The sequence below is a fragment of the Chitinophaga sp. HK235 genome (assembly GCF_018255755.1).
GTDB lineage: Bacteria > Bacteroidota > Bacteroidia > Chitinophagales > Chitinophagaceae > Chitinophaga.
The window spans coordinates 2,487,371-2,510,487 of record NZ_CP073766.1; the positions used below are offsets into that span (position 1 = coordinate 2,487,371).

The following is a 23,117-nucleotide window of genomic DNA, read 5'->3' on the forward strand; positions in this document are numbered from 1 at the left end:
TTTAAAAAGGGCTGGCTCAATGCCAGCCCTATCCGTTTTACAAATATTCCGTCAGATCAAATGCAGGATCATATCCGTCAGGCGGACGCTCCTGCTGCATATCCGGACCAGCCATCAGCACACGTCTATGCACTTCCGGATTAGTGGGATGCCGCATAAAGCTGAAGGGCAGCGGTCTTTCTCCCACCGGACCTTCCATCACACTATCAGCCCCGGACATATCCGCATCCCCGACAGCCCTCATGCGTTGTGGTCCGGAGAATAGGTCTACCACAACATTCCAGAGACTGTTCATAATAGCTTCCAGTACCTTTGCACTCACCTCTCCCAGTATATCCTGCAACCTGTTGGGCGCTACCATGATCTCAATAGGCGGTACTACCAGTACATGGTCCTTTATCACCAGAGAAGACTGTAGTTTTAACTCAAACCGTATAGGTTGATTTCTACCGTCTTCCACTTCTTTACGCCTGCGGCCGACCGCCAGCTCACGTTCCCGTAGCTGGCGCAACGCTACCTGATAAGACAGAATCTCTTCTTGCAGATACCGGTACACCCCTTCGTCGGTATTCAGCTGCTCATACGTAGTCTCCTGCTGATGATAATCCCGTGAAAGACCAAATGCATTCGGCAGCATGATTCCTTCGATTGCCTTACTGTCGAACTTCTGATCTTTGTTACATTTATTCAGTACCGCTATTTTAAGCGCTTCAATTTCCGCCAATACCTTCAGAATGATATCATACTCGGGGATATTGCCGGAACGCAGCGCCTCCTGAACATAGGTGCCGTTATATCCCCACTGCTGGTGCCCGAAAACAATCACGTACTCTTTGATCTTATCAATGTAATTCAGTCGGGAGATCATTAGCGTACGTTGTTGTTCACTCTCCCAGCCAACCTGTTCCAGATGAGTGGTATAAGCGTTGATCCGTTCAAAGAGGCCATTCCTGGCCATGTCGTAATCATTCTTCCATTCAGGGTCTGAGCCCTTTTTAGATCTGGCATCAAACAGCCTGGTGAGGAGGCTCATATCTGTTATTCGCTGTTGAAGGGCTACAATCTGCTCATCTTCCTTGTCTGTCGTATAGGCGATACCGTGCTTCGCCAGGTGATCCCGTTTGATATTGTCCGCCATCAGCACAAATTGCAATACGATATCGTATTCGGGGGCATTACGGGATGATAAAACCTCATTGATATTGTACCAACCATAACCCCAGCGGCCAAAGCTATACACCACAATATATTCTATGATTTTATCAAGATAGCGGAGTGCCTCCATATAGAATTTAAGCTGACCACTGGTGGCAAATCCCAGCTCATCCAACAGCCGGAGGTATTCGTCTGTCACCTTCCGGTATGCTTCCACCGCATTGTTATAGGCATAGATCCAGTCAGGATCGGAACCACGCTTGCTCTTCGCCTCAAAGAGCTGGTCGAGGATGTAAAGACTGATAAGATCATGTTGCAGCTCCTGCACCCGCTTTACTTTTTCATCTCTAGTACGCAGCTGGTCCTTCAATGCATTTCTTTCATTGGAAAGCCCGTTCCGTTTGGCATTCAGAGCAGCTTCTTTATCTGCTATTTCTTTGGTGATCTTACCTATCTTCCCGGCAATATCCAGTAGCTCGGCATCATAATCAAAGGTACTTTTCCAGGTCGCGGGGTTGTATACTTTGATATCCAGTAATGCATCGAAAGATCCGCTCCAGTTGAGTCCCTCGAACAATACGATCTCATGCCAGCCAAAGAACCATACCCAGAAGCTGATTTTAGGAATCTGGAACTGCAGTCCCACCCTAAATGAGGCGTCGGCATTCAACCAGGCAAGATCGGGCGCCATGCGGCAATTCAGACGAAACTCCGCTTCCAGCAAATGCTTTATATCGATACCTGCTGCCAGCATAAACTCCCAGTAATCAGGGCGTACATTCACTCTCACGGCAGCATACATACCCAGGAAGGTAATTTTACCATCGAGGTAAAACAGCTTCAGCTGACCTGCTGCTTTGTCTGTAAGAATATAGATCTCCGGTCCCTGCGGATGGTTATCATCCAGACTGGCCGCCGAGCTGGTAAAACGCAGTAGCCGGCCGATGCATAATGCATCAAATTCACCATGCAGCTGGAATTCATTGTTATTGTTGCTGATCAGTAACCTGACCTGTTTGTCGTTAAAATGAAGAACAGTACAAAACAGTTGTTGTTCCCGCGTAATCAGCAAGGTGGTTACAGAGCGGAAGCTGCCCAGTACCGGCAGGGTCAGTCGTGTTTCCGCATTGCTGATACTGAAAGCATCATCACTCCAGCGGCCGTCGATACTGGCTTCTGCCTCCAGTGCAATCGGCATATTCGCCGGGAACAGGCGTATCAATCCACTGAAACAACAATAGTTTTTACCATCAATATGCCGGTAATCAAATACAGCGCGGAGTATTTCGTGATGCTCAAATATCGAAGAGCGGACCAGCACTTGTCCTGAGAGTGCTACGGGGTTGTGATGATCCCGTTTATCTGCCTTTATCTCTCCTGCCAGCGTTACCTGCAACAGGTCTGAGATAGCGCCGTAGAAGCGCATGTTGATAAGGCAGCCATCAGCTCTCGCTGCAATACCAAGTCTGGCATCGAGTTCGAGCGTATCAAACAGTTGCAGTTTTCCTTTAGCCAGGAACATCATTCCATTGGCATCAGGCGGCAACGGATAAGAGAAGAAATGATCTATACTATCATCTGTCAGCTGCAGCGACTGTAGCAGTTGTTTGTTGGCGATAAATTCTCCGGGTGTAGTGAGTGCATAACCCATTCTGAACCGGAAGTCAAGCAGCCGCTGTTCCTGTGCCTGTATGCTGACGATACGGTATTCTATCGGGATAGATTCTATCAGCTTGCGCAGCGAAAAGAATTTGACCGTATTGAGCACCTTGGCGATGATCTTCGCCGCCTTTATCTTCACTAGTTCTCCTTCTTTCTTACCTACCATGGCACCACCGAGATAAGCGGGCAATAAGAGATAACTGTTTTCGAAGGTGAAGACCAGATCAAATCCCTGCGGCAACTTCTCGTCTGTTTCCGGCAGTTCAAAAGCAGGATCCGTAAAGAACCGGCGTAAATTATTCAGCACAGTGAATATCTCGGCTACATCCAGCTCCGGTTTCGGGAAACGGATATGTCCGTGCAAGTGTAGTCCTTCTAATCCATAGTGATCTATACCGATATGTTTATAGAATAACGGTAACGGCACTACGACATATCCTTGTACAATGATGATCATGTACAGTTCGCTGATGGTCAGTGTTTGCTGGAATTTGGTGGTATCCGGTAACAGTTGCCGCACGGATTCGGGCATCCAGCCTGCGACTGCTGCAGCGCCCAGCGAGATGATATCAAACTGATCGAAAGTGGCATCGAGCGAAAGATTAAAAATACTGGCTCCAAACAGGGTACCAAAAGAGAAGCTGCGCAGCTCAATACCTCCCAGGGCAGGCAGTATACCTGTCATGGTGGGATATAGAACCCTGATAGGCTCACTGCCTTCACCAACGCCAACGGATATATTCACATTACAGCCCGTACCGACTGAAATTTCAGCATAAAAACTTTCCGGAAGGGTAAACTTCATATAGTTGTTCACCAGCCTGTCCGGCAGGTATTCCACTGTCTTATTGATCGCATCTATGGCCGAACGCAGCAGGTCTTCTGTTGCTTTATCCGGTGCCAGGGCTGTCAGGAAAGGCCCTATCTGCAAATGTCTGTTTTCATCAAAGAACCTGATATCACTGATAGGAATTTTGTCGGGCAGCAGATTGGCCACCTTCTCCATCTGCAGCTTGTCTTTCAGCAGTTTTTTCAGCAGGCTCACCGGAATGGCCAGCTCCCCTTCCCGCTCCATTTTAATGGAAGCAGCGAATGCATTGCCTTTCAGTGAGAACTGCGGTAGTGTAAAACGGAATTTTCCGAAATCTCCCAGATCGAGTTTCACCCAGCCGTCTTTCATCTGAACAGCCGCCAGTGGAGAGGTCAGCAAGCGTGCATGTACGCTGCTTCCTTGTATGCCCACCTCCAGTTTGACGGTGGTTTCATCCGGCCGGGCCGGATCAAAAGCATTAAAGAATGGGGTAGACGGCTGGCCAAAGATGCGGTCCAGCTCAGCCGGGATTCTCAAACCACCGGTAACAGACAGCCCGAAAGTACGGCCTATACTGAGGTCCAGATCAGTAATCAGTATTTGTGCGGCTCCCAGCGATACTGTTTTGCCATCTTGTTCTATATCGGGAATAGGTATCGTTACCGGGCCTATCAGCCTGTCGAGGTGCAGGTGGAATGCGTTTTTCCTGAGTTGCAGTGTGGTCTTGAAGGTGACCCTGTCTTTCTCACCGAAATAACGGCAACATTGTTCCGGCAACCCTTTGATGCCGAGGTCCAATGCCGCTTCCATTCCCCAGTAGTGTTTTCCTGCTTCTGTCTCCCGGTAAAGGGAGAAGTGGTCGAAACCGAATAGCAGCGCCACTTCCACTCCGGGTACCGGCAAAGACACTTCCAGTGAGGCATTGGTGGCCTTAAAGGAAAGTCCTGAACGATGCGGGGAATTAAACAGTTGCAGCATACCACTGACATGCCCAATATATTCAAGGCTGATATCCGCTGTAGCAGCCATTTCCCAGCTGGCAACATTGTTTGCTGCTTTGGTATAAACGAATACCAGTGTGTTCAGCTGTATGGCCATCACCTCCTCAATGTTCAACAGCTGCAGCGAATGCAGGTCAGCAGTTAGCTGCAGGGAGTGATCTATATATGCCACTGAAAAATCCAGCTCATGATCATACAGCGAGATAGCTGCACTGCCCTTCACGACAGGGGTTTGCTGTTGCCCCAGTGCCATATCAAGATGGAAACTGCGGAAGCTGCAACTGTCGATAATATCAACAGACGTGGTAGCATCAAATTTCAGTGTGCCGCCAAACAGTAGCTTAGCATCTTCTGTTTTCCGTCGTCCTACCTCCAGTCGTGCGGTAGTGTGCAGTGACTGGGTGCCGTTATTAAGCTGCCAGACAGCGGCGGCATCACCGGAGAAAGAAAAGGTGCCTGCAACCGGCATCACTTCAAAGGCCAGGTTGCTGAAAGTGAGCTGGGGCATGGCTTCCGGTAATGGTGTATCACGCAGAAACAGGGCTACCAGTTTTTTCAGTTCCACTTCGCGGAGAGCGCCTGAGAGTCTGGCCTGGCTGTGGTCCTGCGGAATGCTGATATCCAGCATAATATCTGCCCGGGCATCTGTTGGTGCTGTATTGTCCATGTTGGCATGGAAGCCGGCAGTATAGGTTCCTGCTGCATCTTTCCTGAAGATGAGTTCTCCTGTCAGAGAGAAATGTTCCGGTATCTCCAGCACACCTTTGGCCCGCATATCGAATGTAAGCGGTTTTTCGGCTATGGCCCTGCCAATGGTAAAGCTGAATGCCGAACATCCAAGGGTGCCGCTTTCCTTAGCCCCCAGGAGGGGGAGATATTGTTTTCCACCTTCCTGTTCGGCTGACCAGGAAAGTAGTAGTGTATTATGATGGTATCCTGCACCCAGGCTCAGCGTGTAGCCGTACAGGTTAGCCTTCAGATTTCCTTCCACGCCCCATGTTTTATCTGCCTGGACATAAAAAGAGAGGGCCAGTTCCTGCAGATAAGCATCAGCGCCAAAGGCCACCTGTCCTTTTACAGTCGCCTTCACAGTACAGGAAAGATCTGCAGCGGCGTTACGTTCCAGGTCCAGCTGGAAGGTGGCGTGCAATGGAGCACCATTACCAGCGTAGTCCCAATCTGCTGTGCCGGCGGCTCTTATCACAAAAGCTTTAGTGCGGGTATCCAACGAAAAATATATATCCCGGCATACCACATCCGGTAGTTCCGGAGGTACTGCACCTGTCAGCGACTCCAGGATGGTAGCCAGCCGCATCTCGGGGATGGTACCTTGCAGTACCAGTCCCTGGTCCAGCGCGCCTTCCAGCGTGGCCGTCACACCGGCGAAAGTGAGTGTGCAGGCTGCAACGCCTTTAACAGCACGTGTGCTGCTGTCGAACGGTGATATCACTTCCAGGGACATGTCGATGCTATTGAGCACCAGCAGATTTTCCAATACTACCAGCGGGGATTTCATCGATATGCCAAAAGCATAGGCTGCCAGCCGGCCGGTATCGGGGTGCAGACTGATATCAAAAGTATCGATGGAAGCCTGCAGCTGCCGCAGACCTGATTCTGCAGGAAATAGTGTATCCGTTACCGTTTCAATGCCTGTTAACGTGCCCAGTTCTCCAATATTGGGCAACAGCAATGGCTGTGTAAGCCGAAGATACCAGTTATCACCAGGGGCGTAACGCCCGGCTTCAATAGCGATGGTCGTATTGAACAGCACTACTTTCCCACCTATCCTGCCACAGATGCCCCAGGACTCATTGATGGAAGTGATGTTAAAATCAAGATACAGGGATGATATTTCAAACTTACCAGGCAGCAAGGGCCAGCGGCCGGCTGCGCTGACGGATATGTCCAGCTCCTGCAGTTGTTTCTCTGCCAGGTTGAGCGATGCACGGATATGATGAATATTCATGGCGCCACTGGCTGCGATGCCCTGTGGCATGGCCTGTACCAGGTCCGGCAGATCCAGGGAGGAGAACAGTTCTCCCAGCGAAGGTAGAGGTTCGGCAGTGCTGGTTTCCAGGATGGTAGTGCCATTCAGCGGATAAGGGATGGATGCAGCAAAGTAGAATTTCCCCAGCTTTGCACGGCCACTGATCCTTCCTGTTATGGTATAGGGGAAAGCATCTTTGCTGCTGTTCCAGGCCATAGACAGTTGCAGGCGCAGGCTTTCCAGGCTAAGTCGGGAGTTGAACTGCCAGGGGCTGCTGCTTGCAATATCAATATCCAGGAGATGCATCCTGGCCGCCTGGGGATCAAAACGAAGATCCAGCGTGCGGATGAGCAGGGAAGGCATATTCCGGAGCTGTTCGGGCAGTGCGTTAACAGCATCTTCTCCTCCTATCAGGCTTACCAGGTCTGCAAGGGATGGCAATGTTGTTTTCTTGGGTACCCGTATACGCCAGATTCCGCGCCCCAGGGGGATCATCACTTCTATGGGAATGACCTTGTCCTTTATGAGGAAGGAAGCCGCCATGATGGCGGTGTAGCGGTTGCGGAGCGTATTGGGGTCAGTTGAAATAACTGCGCCCAGCTTCAGGTTTTCAATACCTAATCCTTCGATGCCTAACGGGTTCCAGCGGCCTTTGAAGGTGCCGGATATTTCCAGGAATTCCTGATTGCTGCCGGACTGGGCTTCCGCATAGAGCTGCAAGCGGGGAAACAACAACGTCTCTGCTCCCTTCAGATTTTTTTCATCAATAGAAAAAAAGATGTTCAATACCTGCAGACCGGCAGTGTTCAGGTCGGCCTCCATGATGGCAAACATTCCCTTTCCGTCTTCACCGGTAGTGATGAGCACTTCCAGGGAGAAGCCGTTAAGAATGGTTTTTCCTTTGAACTGATTAACGGGCAAGCCGTTGAGCATACCTCCGGGGATATGTTCCACCTGTTGTAATATAAGGCGATGCTGCTGCAGAAGTCCCAGAATACGGGAGAAAGCACCGTCATAAGTGAGATCAATGATCAGTTCTTCCGTAGTGTTTTCTACAGGCAGCAACACGGTATTAGTGTCTTTCATAGTTGCAGGGGTGGGGGTTTCGTTTATTCATCCTTCATGTCATCACCATCACGCTTGTTACGCTTGTCATCTCTTTCACGGGTGTCTTTACGTTTAGGACGTTTCCGGGTTGGTTCATCCTCATCGTCCGGAGTATCTCCCTGTTCGGGTTCCGGTTTCGGTTCTGGTTTTTCTTCATCTTCATCCGCCTTGCGCTTCTTTAAATTTTCCGGCGGTACAATAGAGAGTAATGAATTAGTCAACACGACAGGTGCCGGGGCCGGCTCCCCGTTAGTGGATGGCGGCTGCAGGGTTGCAGCCCATACCGACCAATACCCGTATAATTCCTGCAACATTCTGAACTGATCGGTAATTATCTGCGCGCCCTGATAGCCAAACTTCGCGAGGGCATTGATCTGATCAAGATACTTACGCGCCAGTTGTAATACCTTTATGCGCATAACAATGCGCAGGTCATTGAACTGCTGCCCGGCAGGAATATAATAAACCCGTTTGGCAGTATCGGTTGGATGTGTACTCAGGTAAAAACCATTCAGTTTAAAAAGATGAATAGTATTCCATAACTTCCCGGCCAACTCCTTACCCAGTGAGGTTACTGGTTCCAGGGCCACTGTCGCCTTGATTTCTTCCATCATCAGCATACCTTCGGCATTTACCATCCTCCATGTATCGCCGCCATTGGAAATCCGGAGCAGTGGCGCATCGCGATAAGCTGCCAGGGCTTCGTCGTCAGGCCAGAGACAGGCTGAAACCCCGGAAGGCAACACCCATTTCCGTTCATCAACGGATATTATAGCAGTCTTGTCAATATCCGTTTCCGGAGCCTGTTCTTCCGGCACATCCTGCATATGATCTTCTGTATTACCACGACTATCATCATTTTTTTTAATCACCAGATCGTGTTGTACGGCGTAGGCACAATCGTCACATATCAGAAACAGGTCTGTCCAGTGGGTATATGCGAGGGGATAGTCTTCAGCCAGTACACCTTCACTTCTGTGAAAAAGGCTTCCCATATTGCGCAGGGTTTTCTCGCAAAAGTGGCAGTATTCACCGGTTTTATCAACCAGGGCATTATAAAAACCGGAATAGGATACATTGAAAGGTGTCAGATCTCGTTTGAAGGGTCTCATGTTGCATTAATAAAATCGTTCACAAAAGTTTTATTGGTGGAGTGGTACTTATGGGGGTCATTGGGCCACGCATCTGCGCTGGCGGCCAGTCTTTGTGCCAGTTCCCGGGCGAGTTCCATGTCTCCTATCGTTTTAAAAACAGTCAGCCAGGTTGAATAAAAGCCGGTAGCACAGGCTATTTCCAGCACATTGTTCCAAATCATCTCTGGCAGCACTACACCCGGGGTATCAAAAGTTTCCAGCAGTTGTTTCCAGTTCGTGTCCCATTCCGATTCTTCAGCGCCCTCCGGAGCTTTGGGAGCATTAACCGGTTTTTTAAAATAGGTATATAATTTATCTTTTTTTTCCTGATCTTCACGGACCCGTTTCAGCAGCTCCAGCTGTTCCCATGCCATATGCCACGCTTTGGCACGGTTACCATGGCGGGAGTCCGTTAACGTGTCTTTGGCCTTATTGATACCAACAATATCCATGATACTTTTTGTACCAAAAAACTTGATAGCATCACCTGTATTAGGTTCTATCCTTTCAACATCCACCCGGAACTTCACCACACTCGTACCTCGCTGCACTTTATAGACAAACTGATTGTCTATATGTTCTTTTCCACTTTTATTTCCCGGAACGAGGACCGTTTCAGTACCCTTGTCGATGTAGGTGTATTTCAGGTACTGCAGCGGATTATACACATCCTCATCCGGCCACAGGTTCCAGGCCGATGCAGCAGCTTTCATTGTACTATAATCCACTGTTATCGGCGTATTACTCCTGAATAACCGCAACGAAGGAAAGTTAAGGTAAGCTGTCTCGCTCTTTTCCTTATCTTTTTCTTTTCCATCTTTCTTGTCTTCCTTATCCCCTTCTCCTTTTTTATTTTCAAACTTAAGCTGTAAGCTGAGACTGGCCAGTTTAAGATATGCATCATTGAGGGCCTTCAACTTATCCGCTATTTTATCATCTTCATCTTTTCCCTTCTTCTTAGCCTTCTTTTTATCAAACAGGGCTATCAGATCCGCCAGTTGGCTGTCATCTTTTCTGGTCAGATCAACCGTTATGGTCAACTCTTTTGATTTGACATCGTAGTGATGACCGGCATCAGACAAGATCGTTCTGACGTTTGCAGGTAAGAGGTAAAACCCTACCTCCTGTTGAGTATCCAAACCAGCCTCTATAATTACACCGCTTTCTGTTTCTCCATATTCTTTACATAATTTCTCTATTTCCTCCTTTTCGTCTTTAGTAATCTCCTCTCCCAGTTTTAATAGCTTATTAACCTTATCATAAACATGGTCTTCTGAGATCTCTTTCAGTTCATCACAAAAACTTTCCAGCGTTTCGTTTTCCTGTGGTACCAGGTTGGTTTCGATCCGTATGTCCAGATTTTTAGGATCGAGCAGGTTGCCATAAATAATGCGTTGTGCACCGAATACCTGTTTAGGGTTATTGCCTTTATTGGACTGATTACATGCCTTGCAGGAAACGACCAGATTATCCCAATCCACCATAACATCCGGAAAACTTGCTTTGGGTAGTTTATGTTCAATATCCATAACAATGCCATCAGTCAGGAGGTTTTCACAATATGCGCAATAAAGGCCATTCGTCATTATAAGCTCCTCTTTGGCATCCCTGTATCTTTCTTTCAGGATTTTGTAAACAGGCTTAATCAGCTTATCATTGAGTTGCTGGAAATTTGTTATAAGCGGTGGGATACCCGTTACCGCAGGCTCGGTATTATACATCGTTTTATCCAGCTGTAATTTGAGAAGCTCCTTTACTTCATTCATGGGGATTAACAATCGCAGATACTTGTTACGAGCGGCAGCCGTATGTTTCTGGACGGTCTGAATTCTTCCATGAAGCGTAAATGATGCAGTAACAGGCAACAGCTTTACACCCAGATCCCCTGTAAACCCAAGACTTCCATCAACGATGTAACTTATTTCTCCAGGATTTTTGTCATTAAATCGTTTTGCTTCAATTTTGGGAAGAACGGAATAATCGTTCAAAAAAAAATCTGTCAATCTCGTTCCATCGGCAGTGGCATCGCGTAACGTCTCTGTATAGGGATAATCCCGGATAAAGTAAAGATTCTTGTCAGTGGTCAACGAAGCAGAGTTTTGGAATTCTTTTTTATAGGCACCGGTTTTGGAATGTTTGACTAAGGGTCGCATGCAATGATAGGGTTTGTAGGGATTTATTAAAAATGCGCGCTAAAGTAGAAATTAATTACAGAGAAACAGAATTTTTTAACCAGGATTTTTTCCGGAGCGATACAATTCTACAGAGGGTACTAAACGGGGGCTAACGGGAAAGGGTATACTACATATACAATAAAGAAGACCGGCCATGCAGCTACTGATAGCATGGGCCGGCCTTCATTCATTGAATTATATTACTGCCTGTTATCCAAACTCAATGGCCCGGCACCGAAATAAGCGATCAGCAACGCACTTCCTACCAGTGCCACATTTTTCATAAAATTGGCCATCTGCATCTGGGCAGCCATCGGATCGGCAATACCCCAGAAACGATGTATCGCAAAGGTTACCGGGATCAGGAACACGATCACCAGCCAGGCACCTACCTTCGCTTTATAGCCCAGCAGTACACTCAAACCGCCTATCAAAGACAGCAGGCCAGCTACACGGACCAGGAAGTTAGCCGCCGGTACTCCGGCAGCTGCGGCGTACTCCACACCGGCACCGCCTACGTGACTGATACCCGACATTACAAAAATGAGCGCAAACAGGATACGCCCCAACAGTGGAACAATTTTCATAGTAACAGTTTTTATATTATATACAAACGTATAGCTATTACAGAAAGTTTACAATGGAGTTACCTGAATGATAGCGCTATCCCCCGGGATAGCGTACCACCATTTTCGTACCTTTATTGCCTGAAGCAAAATTTCTTTATGAGAAAAACAAACTCCACCAATGCCATCAACGAAAGGACACTCAGCCGTTTGTGCAGCACAGCTCATACCCTCTCTGTCATTGGCGGCCGATGGAAGCCTACCATTCTCTGGTGCCTGCTGGATGGCAAAATGCGGTACCATGAACTGAGAAAATCCATCAAAGGCGTATCAGAAAGAGTATTGGTATTACAACTGCGTGAACTCGAAAGCGACCAGCTGTTAAAACGTGTCGTCTATCCGGAAGTACCTCCCCGGGTAGAATATGAGCTGACCCCACTGGGTAAGTCACTGGAACCCTTATTAAATCAAATGGCCGACTGGGGCGCATTGCATAAGCAAAAAACCCAACCGGCCAAAGAACTGGAACCTGCAGCCGTCAATTAAATGCTGATACCGGCATCTTCCAGGGCTCCCATTGCCAGCGCTGTCCAGTCAGCATCTTTGGTATTCCGGGCCAGCACGGTTGTTAACCTGGAATGTACCAGATTGGCCAGCGGCATCGGCGTGTAGGACCTGCCTGCCGTTTGCAATACCAGGTTCATATCCTTCAGACCAAGTGCAGCACTGAATGCCGGGTTGCCGGTAAACTTCCGCTCTGTGATCATCCCTCCGTAACCACGGAATACTGGTGAAGCAAACAGGGTGGTAGTCAGCATCTCATAGGCCGCCTTAGGATCTACACCGTTCTTTTCCGCCAGGGCAAATGATTCTGCCATCATCTCAATGGCACCGGCTATCATAAAATTGCCGATCAGTTTCAGCACATTAGCACTGCCTGCATCTTCTCCCAAATCAAAAATATTTTTAGCGAATCCGGCCTCCAGCAATGGCCTGATTCGCTCTTTTGCTGCTGCCGGCCCGGAAATGACAGCATTACCTACCCTGGCTACAGCCGCTTCAGGCCTCGCAAATACGGGTGCCGCCACATAAGCCACACCCTGTGCCTGATGCTGCACAGACAGCATACGCGCCGTATCCGGCGAAATAGTACTCATCGATACATGTATGCCTCCATTACCCAACGCCTGCAACAGTTCGTTGCCCGCAATGCTCTCTACCGCTTTGTCATCAGACACCAGGCTCATCACGATCCCTCCTTTCACTGCGGCGGCAGCCGGACTGTCTACCAACTCAGCACCCAGCGCTTCCAAAGGCTTCGCCTTTTCACGGGTACGGTTATAGATCTTCACCTGATAGCCGGCTTTCAACAGATTGGCTGCAATAGGAGTTCCGAGATTGCCCGTTCCAATAAATCCAATGGTTTCCATGATTAATATTTTTATCAAAAGAAATCAATATTTCATTAAATTCCATAAAATCCCGCTTACCTTGAAATACATATTGCTGCTACTACTGCTATGCTGTTTTAGTGTTACCGCTGGTGCCCAGCAACTACTGACCACCAGCCCTCAACGCAGTCCACTGCATCACCTTTACAAGTTAACCGACGATGAAGCCCGTTTGTTATACCGTAAAAGTCCGCTCCGGCAAAAGGACTCCTACGAAAAACTACTGCATACCCCTGCCGGCACTTTTCCCGCTACAGCCTCCTTCCCCACCATTATGCCTCCCGGAAACTACCTGGAAGTATATGCACAACAAACCAACCTCTCTTATGTTTTCCGGCCGGTGGGAAATGTACGCTGCAAATTCATCAACAATGGCAACGACCTGGCCATACTGGTACATGATATACAAGGGAAAACCATTGCCAATGCGGATGTACAATTACAATACAAAAAAGTCCCTTTTGACGCCGCCACCCAAACTTACCGACTCCGGCACTACAAACGGACAGGCATACTCGAAGTGAGATACAACGAAGTGCTCAACTTCTTTGATCTTTCCCAACAGATAAACAAACAGCTCCGCAGAAGATCATTCCTGCAGCGGTTTTTCAGCCAAAACCAGCATCGCCGGCAACATAACTACTACTATAACTTTAACTACCGCACCCCGTCTGAAAACGATTATACCGGCTTTCTGGCACTCAACAAACCGAAGTACAAACCCGGAGACACTGTGCGCCTAAAAGCGTTTATCCGGCACCGTAAGAACGGGGTAGTGAAGACACCGTTGTTACTCAGACTATCTGACCGTAACCGGGACACAGACACGATCCTCACCACGCTGCAGCCCTACCGGCCAGGTGGTTATGAATACCAGTTTGTGCTCAGTGACAGCCTCGACATTGATCTGGACGAAAACTACCTGCTGACCATTGAAGCAGAGCCCAACAGGCACATCACCGAAGATGAAGAAGATGATGTCGCCGCCAAACGCAAAGTAATGGTGCGCCAGACTTTTGAATATGAAGAATATGAACTGAGTACTGTTACTTTTCGCGCCAGAACCGACCACTCCCGGCATACACGCGGCACACCGGTTGCTGTATATCTCAAAGCTACTGACGAAAACAACCTGCCTGTAATGGATGGGCGGGTGAAGCTCTGGGTCAGGAAATCGGTCGTGAATCGTACCTTTCAGCCCGTTGTATTTGTGCCCGATACCCTTTGGTACCACGAAGTAAATCTGGAGCCTTCTGGTGAAACCAAAGTGGCCATCCCGGACAGCATTTTCCCGGCAGCCACCCTGGATTATGAGATCAATTGTCAGTTTCTGAGCGCCAGCAATGAAGCCCAATATCATAACCTGATCCAGCATTATGAATACAAACAGGAAGAAATCCGGTTCACCCGCAAAGCCGACAGCCTGGAAATCAACAGCCTGTTTGCCGGCAAGTCCACCAGCGACAAGGGCAGTCTTTTAATCAGAAATACCACCGGCGACACGATACAGTTGACAAACATCAGCCTGCCAGCCAAAATCCCTTTGCATCCTTTTGCGAATACCTATACCGTAAAGACGGCGCAGGCTTCGGCTACCTACAATGATCTCGCAGGGAATGATGAAATCAGCTGTCAGACCAGCCGTACCCGCGATTCTGTTTTTGTGGAGATACAAAACAGGTTCCACCTTCCTTTCTGGTACAGCATTTATGCCGGTGATAAAATGGCCCACAGCGGCTATGGTCACGACCACCTGTCCTGGAAAGCCGCCACCACTACCCTGCACGACTATACGGTTTCTATTCAGTATATCTGGAACGATCAGGTGACCGAACGCAGCTTTACAGCCGTATATGCCGATAAACTCTTAAACGTTAATATCCAGAGCCCACTCACTATATTCCCCGGACAAACTACCCGTTTATCCGTGCACGTTAAAGATATGGAAGGCCGGCCAGTAAAAGATGCAGACGTAACCGCCTACGGACTCACCACTAAATTTGAAAACCTGCATCCACCTTCTATTCCCTATGCTGGCAAACTGTATCCCCGCAAAGGTCTTTACTCCAGTTATGCCAACCACCTGCGCAGTATATCTTCCGCTACCCAGCCAATGAACTGGGAACGCTGGAAAAAAGACATGGCCATCGACACCAGCACCTATTATCGTTTTTTACATCCGGATGGAGTGTTCAGTCTTTCTGAACCCGTGGACAACGGCCTTACGCAGATAGCACCGTTTATCATCGTCAATGGACAGCCACAGCGTATCCTATACTTATGGATCGATGATTCGCCGGCCTACCTGGACTGGGCTGATATCAAACCATCCTATAGTTTTCCGGTATCACGTGGTTTTCATCATCTCCATATACGTACTCCCCATAAGGTGATCACCATGGACAGCGTTTATACCGCCAACGGGCGTAAAACCTTTCTGAGTATGGATATCAACAAACCTGGTCCTCGGGTAACCATTAAACCGGCAACTCCTTTGATATCCAAAGACGAAAGTTTTTCACTGAGCCGTTATCTGGGTGTATTTACCAACAAACAACTGTCTTTTACCTATCTGGAACAATCCGACAGGGTACTCCCGTTCCCCTCCAAACAATACAACTCCTATCTCTATGCATGGCCGCTAACTAACAGCATGGCCTACTACCATGTACAAGGCAGCTACTCCCAACCCTTCACCCCTGAAACCGGTTATGCCTTTAGCATATCACAAGGACTGATCAAGGAGAAAACGTTTAATAGTAAAAATTTCCTCACCTATATCGGCAGCAACTATGCATACCAGCCACCACTGCTGGAAATGGCCATTACAGAAAAAGTGATGGACAGCCTGTGGAGAGATTATAAAGACAACTACAGAATGGGCAGTACTTTGCAAAGTACTACAACACGGCAAACAGCATTGAAAGCGGCGCTATCCCTGCAGATGGACACCAGTTTCTCCCGACATACGGTAAAGCAGCTTTTCCTGTACCGCTATGATGATCCTTCCTTCTACTGTATTCACTCTCCGGAAAATCTACATTTCTCCGAACTGACACCCGGCTGGTACCGCGTACTGATATTGCTTCGTGGCAACCGTTACCTGTTGCAGGACAGCCTGTTTGTTCAGGAAGGTGGCACTACCTGGCACCAGCTTCATAGTACACCTGTACTGCCGGCAGATATTGTCAGCCGCAGCCTGGCAGAAGAGGTATGGCAACGATCCGGTGTTTCTATCCGCTATGATAATGAAACCAACTTCCCGGGTACTTTCAACAACCAGTACATGAGAAATCAGTCCCTTCGTAAAACCGTAACCGGGCTGATTACGGATGAGGAAAACAGACCTCTTCCGGGTGTCGCCATCCAGCTTAACGGAACCAATGTAGGCACCATCAGCAATCCGGAAGGCAGGTTTATGATGAATGTCACCCCGTACGGAACACTGCGGGTAAGTTTTGTGGGCTTTATATCGCAGGATATCCAGCTCGATGAGCAGGATTTCCACCGGATAGTGCTCACGGCTTCCCAACAAGCCTTGCAGGAAATAGTGGTAACAGGCTACAGTACTATAAAGAAACAAAATATGACCGGAGCAATGGTAACCGCTCTGGAAGGCCGTGTTGCCGGTATCAGCATACGCGGTATGTCCAGCAATTCTTCCGGTAATCCACTGATCATCATAGATGGTGTACCCTATCAGGGCGATCTCGCTTCAATAGATCCCTCTCTCATCGGGAACATCAGCGTATTGAAGAGTGAGGCGGCGGTAGCCCTTTATGGCTCCAGCGCCGCCAGCGGTGCCATCATCATCGTGTCCGGCAAAGCCAACCGCGACAGCCTGACACTTCCAACCACCCGCAGCAGCCTGCGACAGCGTTTCCGGGATGATGCATTCTGGCAGCCACGGTTACGCACCAACGAAAAAGGAGAAACCTCTTTTGACGTTACCTTCCCGGATGATATCACCAACTGGCAAACCTTTGCCATCGCGGTTACAGACAACCAACAGGCCGGCACCGCCAGCACACAGATCAAAGCATTCCAGCCGCTGACCACCAACCTGGCCATCCCCGCTTTTGCAATAGCCGGAGACACGGTACATGTCATCGGAAAAATACTCAACTACACCCCTGACAGCAGTATCCTCGATCGCAGATTTTATGTCAATGACCAGTTATTGCTGCAAGGCAGCACAGGCGTAAAAGACAGCCACCTCGATACCATGGCTGTAGCAGTTCCTGCAGCTGACAGCATCTCCCTGAAATATACCATTCAGGGTCCCGACAACTTCATGGACGGCGAACGCCGCGCCATCCCTATCTTCCCGCAGGGAGTAAAAGAAGCTACAGGCAACTTCCTCGCCCTGCGCAAAGACACTTCTTTCTCCTTAACAGTGACCGATACCAGTGCCTTACGGATACACGCCACCAACGGAATGGCTTCCGTATTCCTGGATGAAATAGTACAGCTGAAAGACTACGAATACAACTGCAATGAACAGATGGCCAGCAAACTGATAGCCCTGTTGCAGGAAAAACAGCTGCGCCCTCTCCTGGGTCAGACCTTCGGGGACGAGAAAAATCTCCGTCAGCTGATACGCGCACTCACCGATAACCAGGGCCGCAATGGCCTCTGGGGCTGGTGGAACAAAAGCGAGCCTGTATACTGGATCTCCGGACATGTCATCAAAGCACTGCTGATGGCAGAAGCCAATGGCTATACCACTCACCTCAACAAACAGGCGCTTATCGACTATCAGGTGTTCCTGCTGGGATCTGAGCAAAACCGTGACAAACTCACTATCCTGGAAACGCTGCAGGAGCTGGGCTCCAAAGTGGATTACCATCGTTACCTCGATACCCTTGGTACTACCGGCTTCAACAACTATGACCTGCTCCGGTTGTTATACCTCAAAGTGCGTGCAGGCGATACCGTTAATATCAGCCAGCTGCTTCGTCAAAGCCAGCGCAGCATGATGGGCAACTTATACTGGGGCGAGGAAAACAATCAGCTGTTGAGCAACAACATCATGCATACGCTGCTCGTATATAAGATACTGCGGCAGCAAAAAGGTCAGGATACCAACCTGGAAAGTATCCGGGAATGGCTGATAGAACGGCGCTCTCCCGGCTATTGGCGCAACACCTACGAGTCGGCCTCCATCCTCGAAACCATCCTCCCCGATCTGCTGAAAAGCGGACAGCCGCTAACGGCCACGCTTACACTCAACAGCAGGACTATCACCAGTTTCCCGTATGATACTGTCGTAAAACCGGCCCGGGCACTACAGGTAAGCAAACAAGGCAATATGAACATCTATTTCAGCTCGTGGCAGGAACACTGGAACCCGGCGCCGGAAAAAGTATCCCGGCAGTTTGAAGTCAGCAGCAGCCTGCTCAGCAATGGGGTACCCCAGACGCGTTTGACTGCAGGGACCGGCGTAATACTCAGTGTAGAAGTAAATGCTACCGCAGATGCAGACTATGTGATGATAGAGATTCCTATTCCGGCAGGATGTTCCTATGCGAGTAAATCGCAGTCATGGCTGCATGATGAAGTACATCGTGAGCATTTCAAAAACAAGGTCAGCATTTTCTGTAACAGGCTTAGCAAAGGCAAACATACTTTTAAAGTAGACCTGATGCCCCGTTACAACGGCACCTATCATCTGAATCCGGCCAAAGCATCGATGATGTATTTCCCGGTATTTTTCGGCAGAACAGGTATGAAACAGGTTATAATCACAGGCAAATAAATTATATTAGTAACAAGTAAAACAGCTTCCTCCATGAAAACAATTCATCAATGGCTGGATGAATATGGCAGCAGTCATCGCAACGATACCAACAAGCTCATTCACTGGATATGTGTACCGGCTATTTTCTTTAGTATAGTTGGCTTTTTATATGCCATCAGGATACCGGTTCCAGGTACCAGTATTGTACTCACTGTAGCACAGATTGCCTTGGTACTACTGATCATTTATTATGCACGGCTGTCGGCCTCGCTGGCAGTAGGCATGACGATCATTGGTATTATCTGTCTTTGGCTGTGGCGCCTGATCGCCGCTACCGGAGCGCCCGTTTGGTTGGTATCCCTTATCATTTTTGTGCTGGCCTGGATAGGGCAATTTATCGGGCATAAAATAGAAGGCGCCAAACCCAGCTTTTTTAAAGACCTGCAGTTTCTTTTGATAGGCCCAGCCTGGTTATTGAGCTTCATTTACAGAAAAACAGGTATTAAACTGTAACAAAAGGAATCGAAATATGGAAAATTTTGCTTAAATTAAAGCAAAGCCCCATATATGACCCTCAAGAATCTGTTATTCCTGTGCTTCCTGTTATGCACGCATTATGCCATCGGCCAAAATCAACGGATTACCGGTAAAGTTACAGACGCCACCACCGGCGCACCGCTGGAAGGTATTACTGTAAGGGTAAAAGCTGCACTCAAAGGCACCCAGACCAACAAAGACGGTATCTATCAGCTGGAAGTTCCGCCGGGTAGTATACTGGAATTCAGCGCTATCGGTTTCAAAACCCAGGAAACTAACGTCAACGGACGTACGGAAGTAAACGTACAGCTGGCCACTGCCGCCACCGAACTGACGCAGATCGTACTGGTAGGTACCCGTAGCAGCGGGCGCGCCAAAACCGAAACACCGGTACCGGTGGATGTCATCAACATCAACCAGGCAGGGCTGCCCAGCGCCAAAATGGAGCTGACCTCCCTGCTCAATGCCGCAGCCCCTTCGTTTAACTACAACAAACAAAGTGGCAGCGATGGTGCTGACCAGATAGACCTCGCCACCCTCCGCGGCCTGGGCCCTGATCAGACATTGGTGCTCATCAACGGTAAACGCCGCCACCAGACAGCTTTTGTGGCCGTATTTGGTACCCGTGGCCGGGGCAACTCCGGCACCGATCTCAACGCCATCCCCGAATCGGCCATCGACCGCGTGGAAATACTCCGCGACGGCGCTTCAGCACAGTACGGCTCCGATGCCATCGCCGGTGTTATCAACATCATCCTTAAAAAAGATGTCAACCACCTCTCCATCAATACCGGCTACGCCGGCTTCTATGACCCGAAATACAATACCTATTATAAAAAATCACTCAATCAATACGAATACAGCAACGCTATTGATGGCAACACTTTCACCATCGGTGCCAACTATGGCCTGCCCATCGGCAAACACAACGGCTTTATCAATTTCTCCGCCAACTTCCTCCGTCAGGGCAAAACCTTCCGGCAGGTGCTGGACACTAACCTGAACAATACCAACGGGCTGCCTATCAACGCCGGACGCCGCGCCCATGGCGATGGTTCCGTCAACACCGGCGGCGGAATGGTCAACCTCGAAATACCCGTTGGCACCAGCAATACGACCGTTTATGCCTTCGGCGGATATAACTATAAAGCATCTGACGCCTACGCCTATACGCGAACATTCCATGGCTTCAATCCACTCGCCAGCGCCCATCCCGACCGCTTCCCGCTGGACCCCGGCGGCAACCTCCTTTTTTACCCCGACATCATGAAAAGCATCCCCACACCAGGCGGACAACCGGATACCGTATTCAACCCCCACATACAAACACATATACAGGATGTTTCTCTTTCTGCCGGCGTGAAAGGCAGCACCGCCAACGACTGGAAATGGGACCTGAGCAATACCTTCGGCAGAAATGATTTCCGCTTTTTTGGCGACAAAACCTTTAACGCATCCATGGGAAGTGCCACCCCTACTCATTTTAAAGATGGTGGTTTTTCCTTCGCACAGAATACCGCCAACCTCACCTTCTCCAAAGACATTCCGAACATAGGTGCCGGTTTTAACCTCGCCCTGGGAGCTGAATACCGCTACGAACAGTACCGCATATACGCAGGAGAAGAAACCTCCTATAACAACTACGACAAAACTAATCATCAGGCTATCGGCGCACAGGGCTTCCCCGGCTACCGCCCTACAGATGAGGTGAAAGCCAACCGCTCCAATATCGCCGGATTTGTGGACGCAGAATGGGACATCACCCGCAAATTCCTGCTGGGCGGCGCTATCAGGGTAGAGAACTACAGCGACTTCGGTTTTACCAGCAATTATAAAATGGCAGCCCGCTATAAGGCAGCTCCCGGTTTTAATATACGCGGCTCCGTTAGTACCGGCTACCGTGCCCCTTCCCTGCAACAGATCAACTACAGCTCACAATTCACCAATGTGCAGGGCGGCCGTATCTCAGAGGTGAAGATAACACCCAACAACAACCCTATCACCCAGGCCGCAGGCATCCCCGCACTGAAGCAGGAAAAGTCCTTTAACGCCAGCCTGGGCTTCTCTCTGAAACCTGTCTCCAATCTCACCATCACCCTCGATGGTTACCTCGTAAAAGTAAAAGACAGGATTGTATTGTCAGGGCAATTCAACCAGGGCGATGAGACGCTGGACAGTATATTCCGGAAAACCCTCAAAGACCTGCGCATCGACAATGCCCAGTTCTTTGCCAATGCTGTAAACACCACCAATCTCGGCCTCGACATGGTGATAGACTATAACAAAAAATGGAAGGATCAGCATTTCCGGGTGTTGTTTACCGGTAATATCCAGCATATGAATATTGATAAGATCAATGTGCCGGATAAGCTGAACGACAGCTATATCCACCGCGGAGAATTTTTCAGCGAGCGCGAACAACACTTTGTACTGGCTTCTGCGCCACCCGCCAAACTGGGGCTCAACGTGGAATACGGTATTAAAAAACTCAGTGTAGGCACTCGCGTTACCTATTTCGGAAAGATTGTGCTGCTGGGTTATGGGGTTGCCGGTGACCTGGGCGGCACTGGTATTAATCCGCAGGTAGCACTCGACAAAGACGGCACGCTTGTCCCCGAACAGTTTAATTACAGCGGCAAAGCGGTAACCGACCTGTACGCCAGCTACCGCTTCTCTTCCCATATAACCTGGTTCCTTGGTGCAGATAACCTCTTCAACGTGCATCCTGACCTGGGTTATGTACCCGGTGCCAAATTATCAGCTTACGACGGTGAAACCGGCGGCCCCTGGGATGCTGTACAGATGGGCTTCAACGGTACCCGCCTGTTTACCAAAATTGCTTTCAGCTTTTAACAGCTTAAAAAAATAAATCCCATTAAGTTCAACAAACAAACACATCCCGGGGCTTTTGCTCCGGGATTTTTGTATTTTACGCAGATGAGTGCAAAAGAGCATTTCCCGATATTCGGGATCAGAGCGTTTCAGGATAACGTGCAGAGTGACTGTAGCTTTCTGTACCATGAGCTCCGTGGAGAAAGATATATTGAGAAACCCCATAAGCACGATTTCTTCGTTTTTCTCCTGATCGAAAAAGGTAGCGGCACCCATTCCATCGACTTCATTGATTACAAGGTGGGAACTCATCAGATACATCTGCTGTTTCCCGACCAGGTGCACCGCTGGTCTTTCGGTAAAAATACGGTCGGATATCAACTGATGATCTCTCGGCCGGCTTTTGAAGCCTTCTCCCATTCCTTACGTTTCTCCGCTGTGCTTTACCAGAACCATCCGGTGATGGAGCTGGCACCGGAAGTTTTCCGGCAGCTGCTCTATGAGTTTAAAGCTATACAAAACGAACTGAACAAACGACCTGTCCACTGGGAAATCATCCATCTGAGAAATCAGCTGATTGCCCAGCTGATAAGCCGGGAGGCGGAAAGTAAATTTGAAGATATGACCGTGTACCGTACCAAGCCGGTACTGTTAAAATATCTTTCGCTGATCAACACAAACTATAAAGAGCAGAAGTCGGTAGCCTTTTACGCAGAACAGCTGAACATCTCCCCTAATTACCTGAATATCCTTTGTAAACGGCATTTTCAGGTGCCTGCCACCTTTCTGATCCAGAACCGGGTGATGCTGGAGGCCAAAAGGCTGATACTGGCTTCTGATAAAACCATCAAAGAGATCGCTTTTGAACTGGGCTTTAATGATCTGGCCTACTTTTCGAATTTCTTTAAAAGCCAGACCGGCGCTTCACCCCGCCAGTTTAAGGAACAGTTATAAATTTTAC

General features: G+C 48.9%; 10 protein-coding genes. 5 read left to right on the forward strand and 5 right to left on the reverse strand.

Features of this window, described 5'->3' with window-relative positions:
- Nucleotides 1-37: 37 nt before the first annotated feature.
- From KD145_RS08280 to KD145_RS08295, 4 genes are all read right to left on the reverse strand, one after another.
- On the reverse strand, nucleotides 38-7,702 hold the full coding sequence (locus KD145_RS08280; RefSeq protein WP_212005428.1) for a hypothetical protein: 7,665 nt from the start codon (nucleotides 7,700-7,702) through the stop codon (nucleotides 38-40).
- Between the two features lie 23 nt (nucleotides 7,703-7,725).
- Nucleotides 7,726-8,835 carry a hypothetical protein gene (locus KD145_RS08285; RefSeq protein WP_212005429.1) on the reverse strand — a complete coding sequence of 370 codons (1,110 nt, stop codon included), beginning with the start codon at nucleotides 8,833-8,835 and terminating at the stop codon, nucleotides 7,726-7,728.
- Entirely contained in the window at nucleotides 8,832-11,009 is a 2,178-nt protein-coding gene (locus KD145_RS08290) for an HNH endonuclease (protein WP_212005430.1), read from the reverse strand. Before KD145_RS08290 ends, KD145_RS08285 begins: the two co-directional genes overlap by 4 nt.
- A 221-nt stretch (nucleotides 11,010-11,230) precedes the next feature.
- Nucleotides 11,231-11,617: a DoxX family protein gene (locus KD145_RS08295; protein WP_212005431.1), complete on the reverse strand. Its 387-nt coding sequence runs from the start codon at nucleotides 11,615-11,617 to the stop codon at nucleotides 11,231-11,233.
- Between the two features lie 138 nt (nucleotides 11,618-11,755).
- Here KD145_RS08295 and KD145_RS08300 point away from each other — a divergent pair, with 138 nt between their 5' ends.
- A complete protein-coding gene (locus KD145_RS08300; RefSeq protein ID WP_212005432.1) occupies nucleotides 11,756-12,142 on the forward strand; it encodes a helix-turn-helix domain-containing protein in 387 nt (128 codons plus the stop codon).
- On the opposite strand, the gene KD145_RS08305 is transcribed toward KD145_RS08300, so the two are convergent.
- Nucleotides 12,139-13,026, reverse strand: a complete 888-nt coding sequence (locus KD145_RS08305) for an NAD(P)-dependent oxidoreductase (protein WP_212005433.1) — start codon at nucleotides 13,024-13,026, stop codon at nucleotides 12,139-12,141. The genes KD145_RS08300 and KD145_RS08305 overlap by 4 nt on opposite strands.
- A 61-nt stretch (nucleotides 13,027-13,087) precedes the next feature.
- Between KD145_RS08305 and KD145_RS08310 the strand changes: the two genes are divergently transcribed.
- The 4 genes from KD145_RS08310 (at nucleotide 13,088) to KD145_RS08325 (ending at nucleotide 23,110) form a co-directional block, all read left to right on the forward strand.
- Entirely contained in the window at nucleotides 13,088-18,805 is a 5,718-nt protein-coding gene (locus KD145_RS08310; RefSeq protein WP_212005434.1) for an alpha-2-macroglobulin family protein, read from the forward strand.
- Between the two features lie 33 nt (nucleotides 18,806-18,838).
- On the forward strand, nucleotides 18,839-19,300 hold the full coding sequence (locus KD145_RS08315) for a DUF962 domain-containing protein (RefSeq protein ID WP_212005435.1): 462 nt from the start codon (nucleotides 18,839-18,841) through the stop codon (nucleotides 19,298-19,300).
- Nucleotides 19,301-19,354: 54 nt separating this feature from the next.
- Nucleotides 19,355-22,177: a TonB-dependent receptor domain-containing protein gene (locus KD145_RS08320; protein WP_212005436.1), complete on the forward strand. Its 2,823-nt coding sequence runs from the start codon at nucleotides 19,355-19,357 to the stop codon at nucleotides 22,175-22,177.
- Between the two features lie 84 nt (nucleotides 22,178-22,261).
- Nucleotides 22,262-23,110, forward strand: a complete 849-nt coding sequence (locus KD145_RS08325; RefSeq protein ID WP_212005437.1) for an AraC family transcriptional regulator — start codon at nucleotides 22,262-22,264, stop codon at nucleotides 23,108-23,110.
- Nucleotides 23,111-23,117 lie beyond the last annotated feature (7 nt).

Bases quoted from the DNA above. Each gene is read 5' to 3' on its own strand.
- KD145_RS08280 (WP_212005428.1), bottom strand. From the start codon at position 7,702: ATGAAAGACACTAATACCGTGTTGCTGCCTGTAGAAAACACTACGGAA.
- KD145_RS08285 (WP_212005429.1), bottom strand. From the start codon at position 8,835: ATGAGACCCTTCAAACGAGATCTGACACCTTTCAATGTATCCTATTCC.
- KD145_RS08290 (WP_212005430.1), bottom strand. From the start codon at position 11,009: ATGCGACCCTTAGTCAAACATTCCAAAACCGGTGCCTATAAAAAAGAA.
- KD145_RS08295 (WP_212005431.1), bottom strand. From the start codon at position 11,617: ATGAAAATTGTTCCACTGTTGGGGCGTATCCTGTTTGCGCTCATTTTT.
- KD145_RS08300 (WP_212005432.1), top strand. From the start codon at position 11,756: ATGAGAAAAACAAACTCCACCAATGCCATCAACGAAAGGACACTCAGC.
- KD145_RS08305 (WP_212005433.1), bottom strand. From the start codon at position 13,026: ATGGAAACCATTGGATTTATTGGAACGGGCAATCTCGGAACTCCTATT.
- KD145_RS08315 (WP_212005435.1), top strand. From the start codon at position 18,839: ATGAAAACAATTCATCAATGGCTGGATGAATATGGCAGCAGTCATCGC.
- KD145_RS08320 (WP_212005436.1), top strand. From the start codon at position 19,355: ATGACCCTCAAGAATCTGTTATTCCTGTGCTTCCTGTTATGCACGCAT.
- KD145_RS08325 (WP_212005437.1), top strand. From the start codon at position 22,262: ATGAGTGCAAAAGAGCATTTCCCGATATTCGGGATCAGAGCGTTTCAG.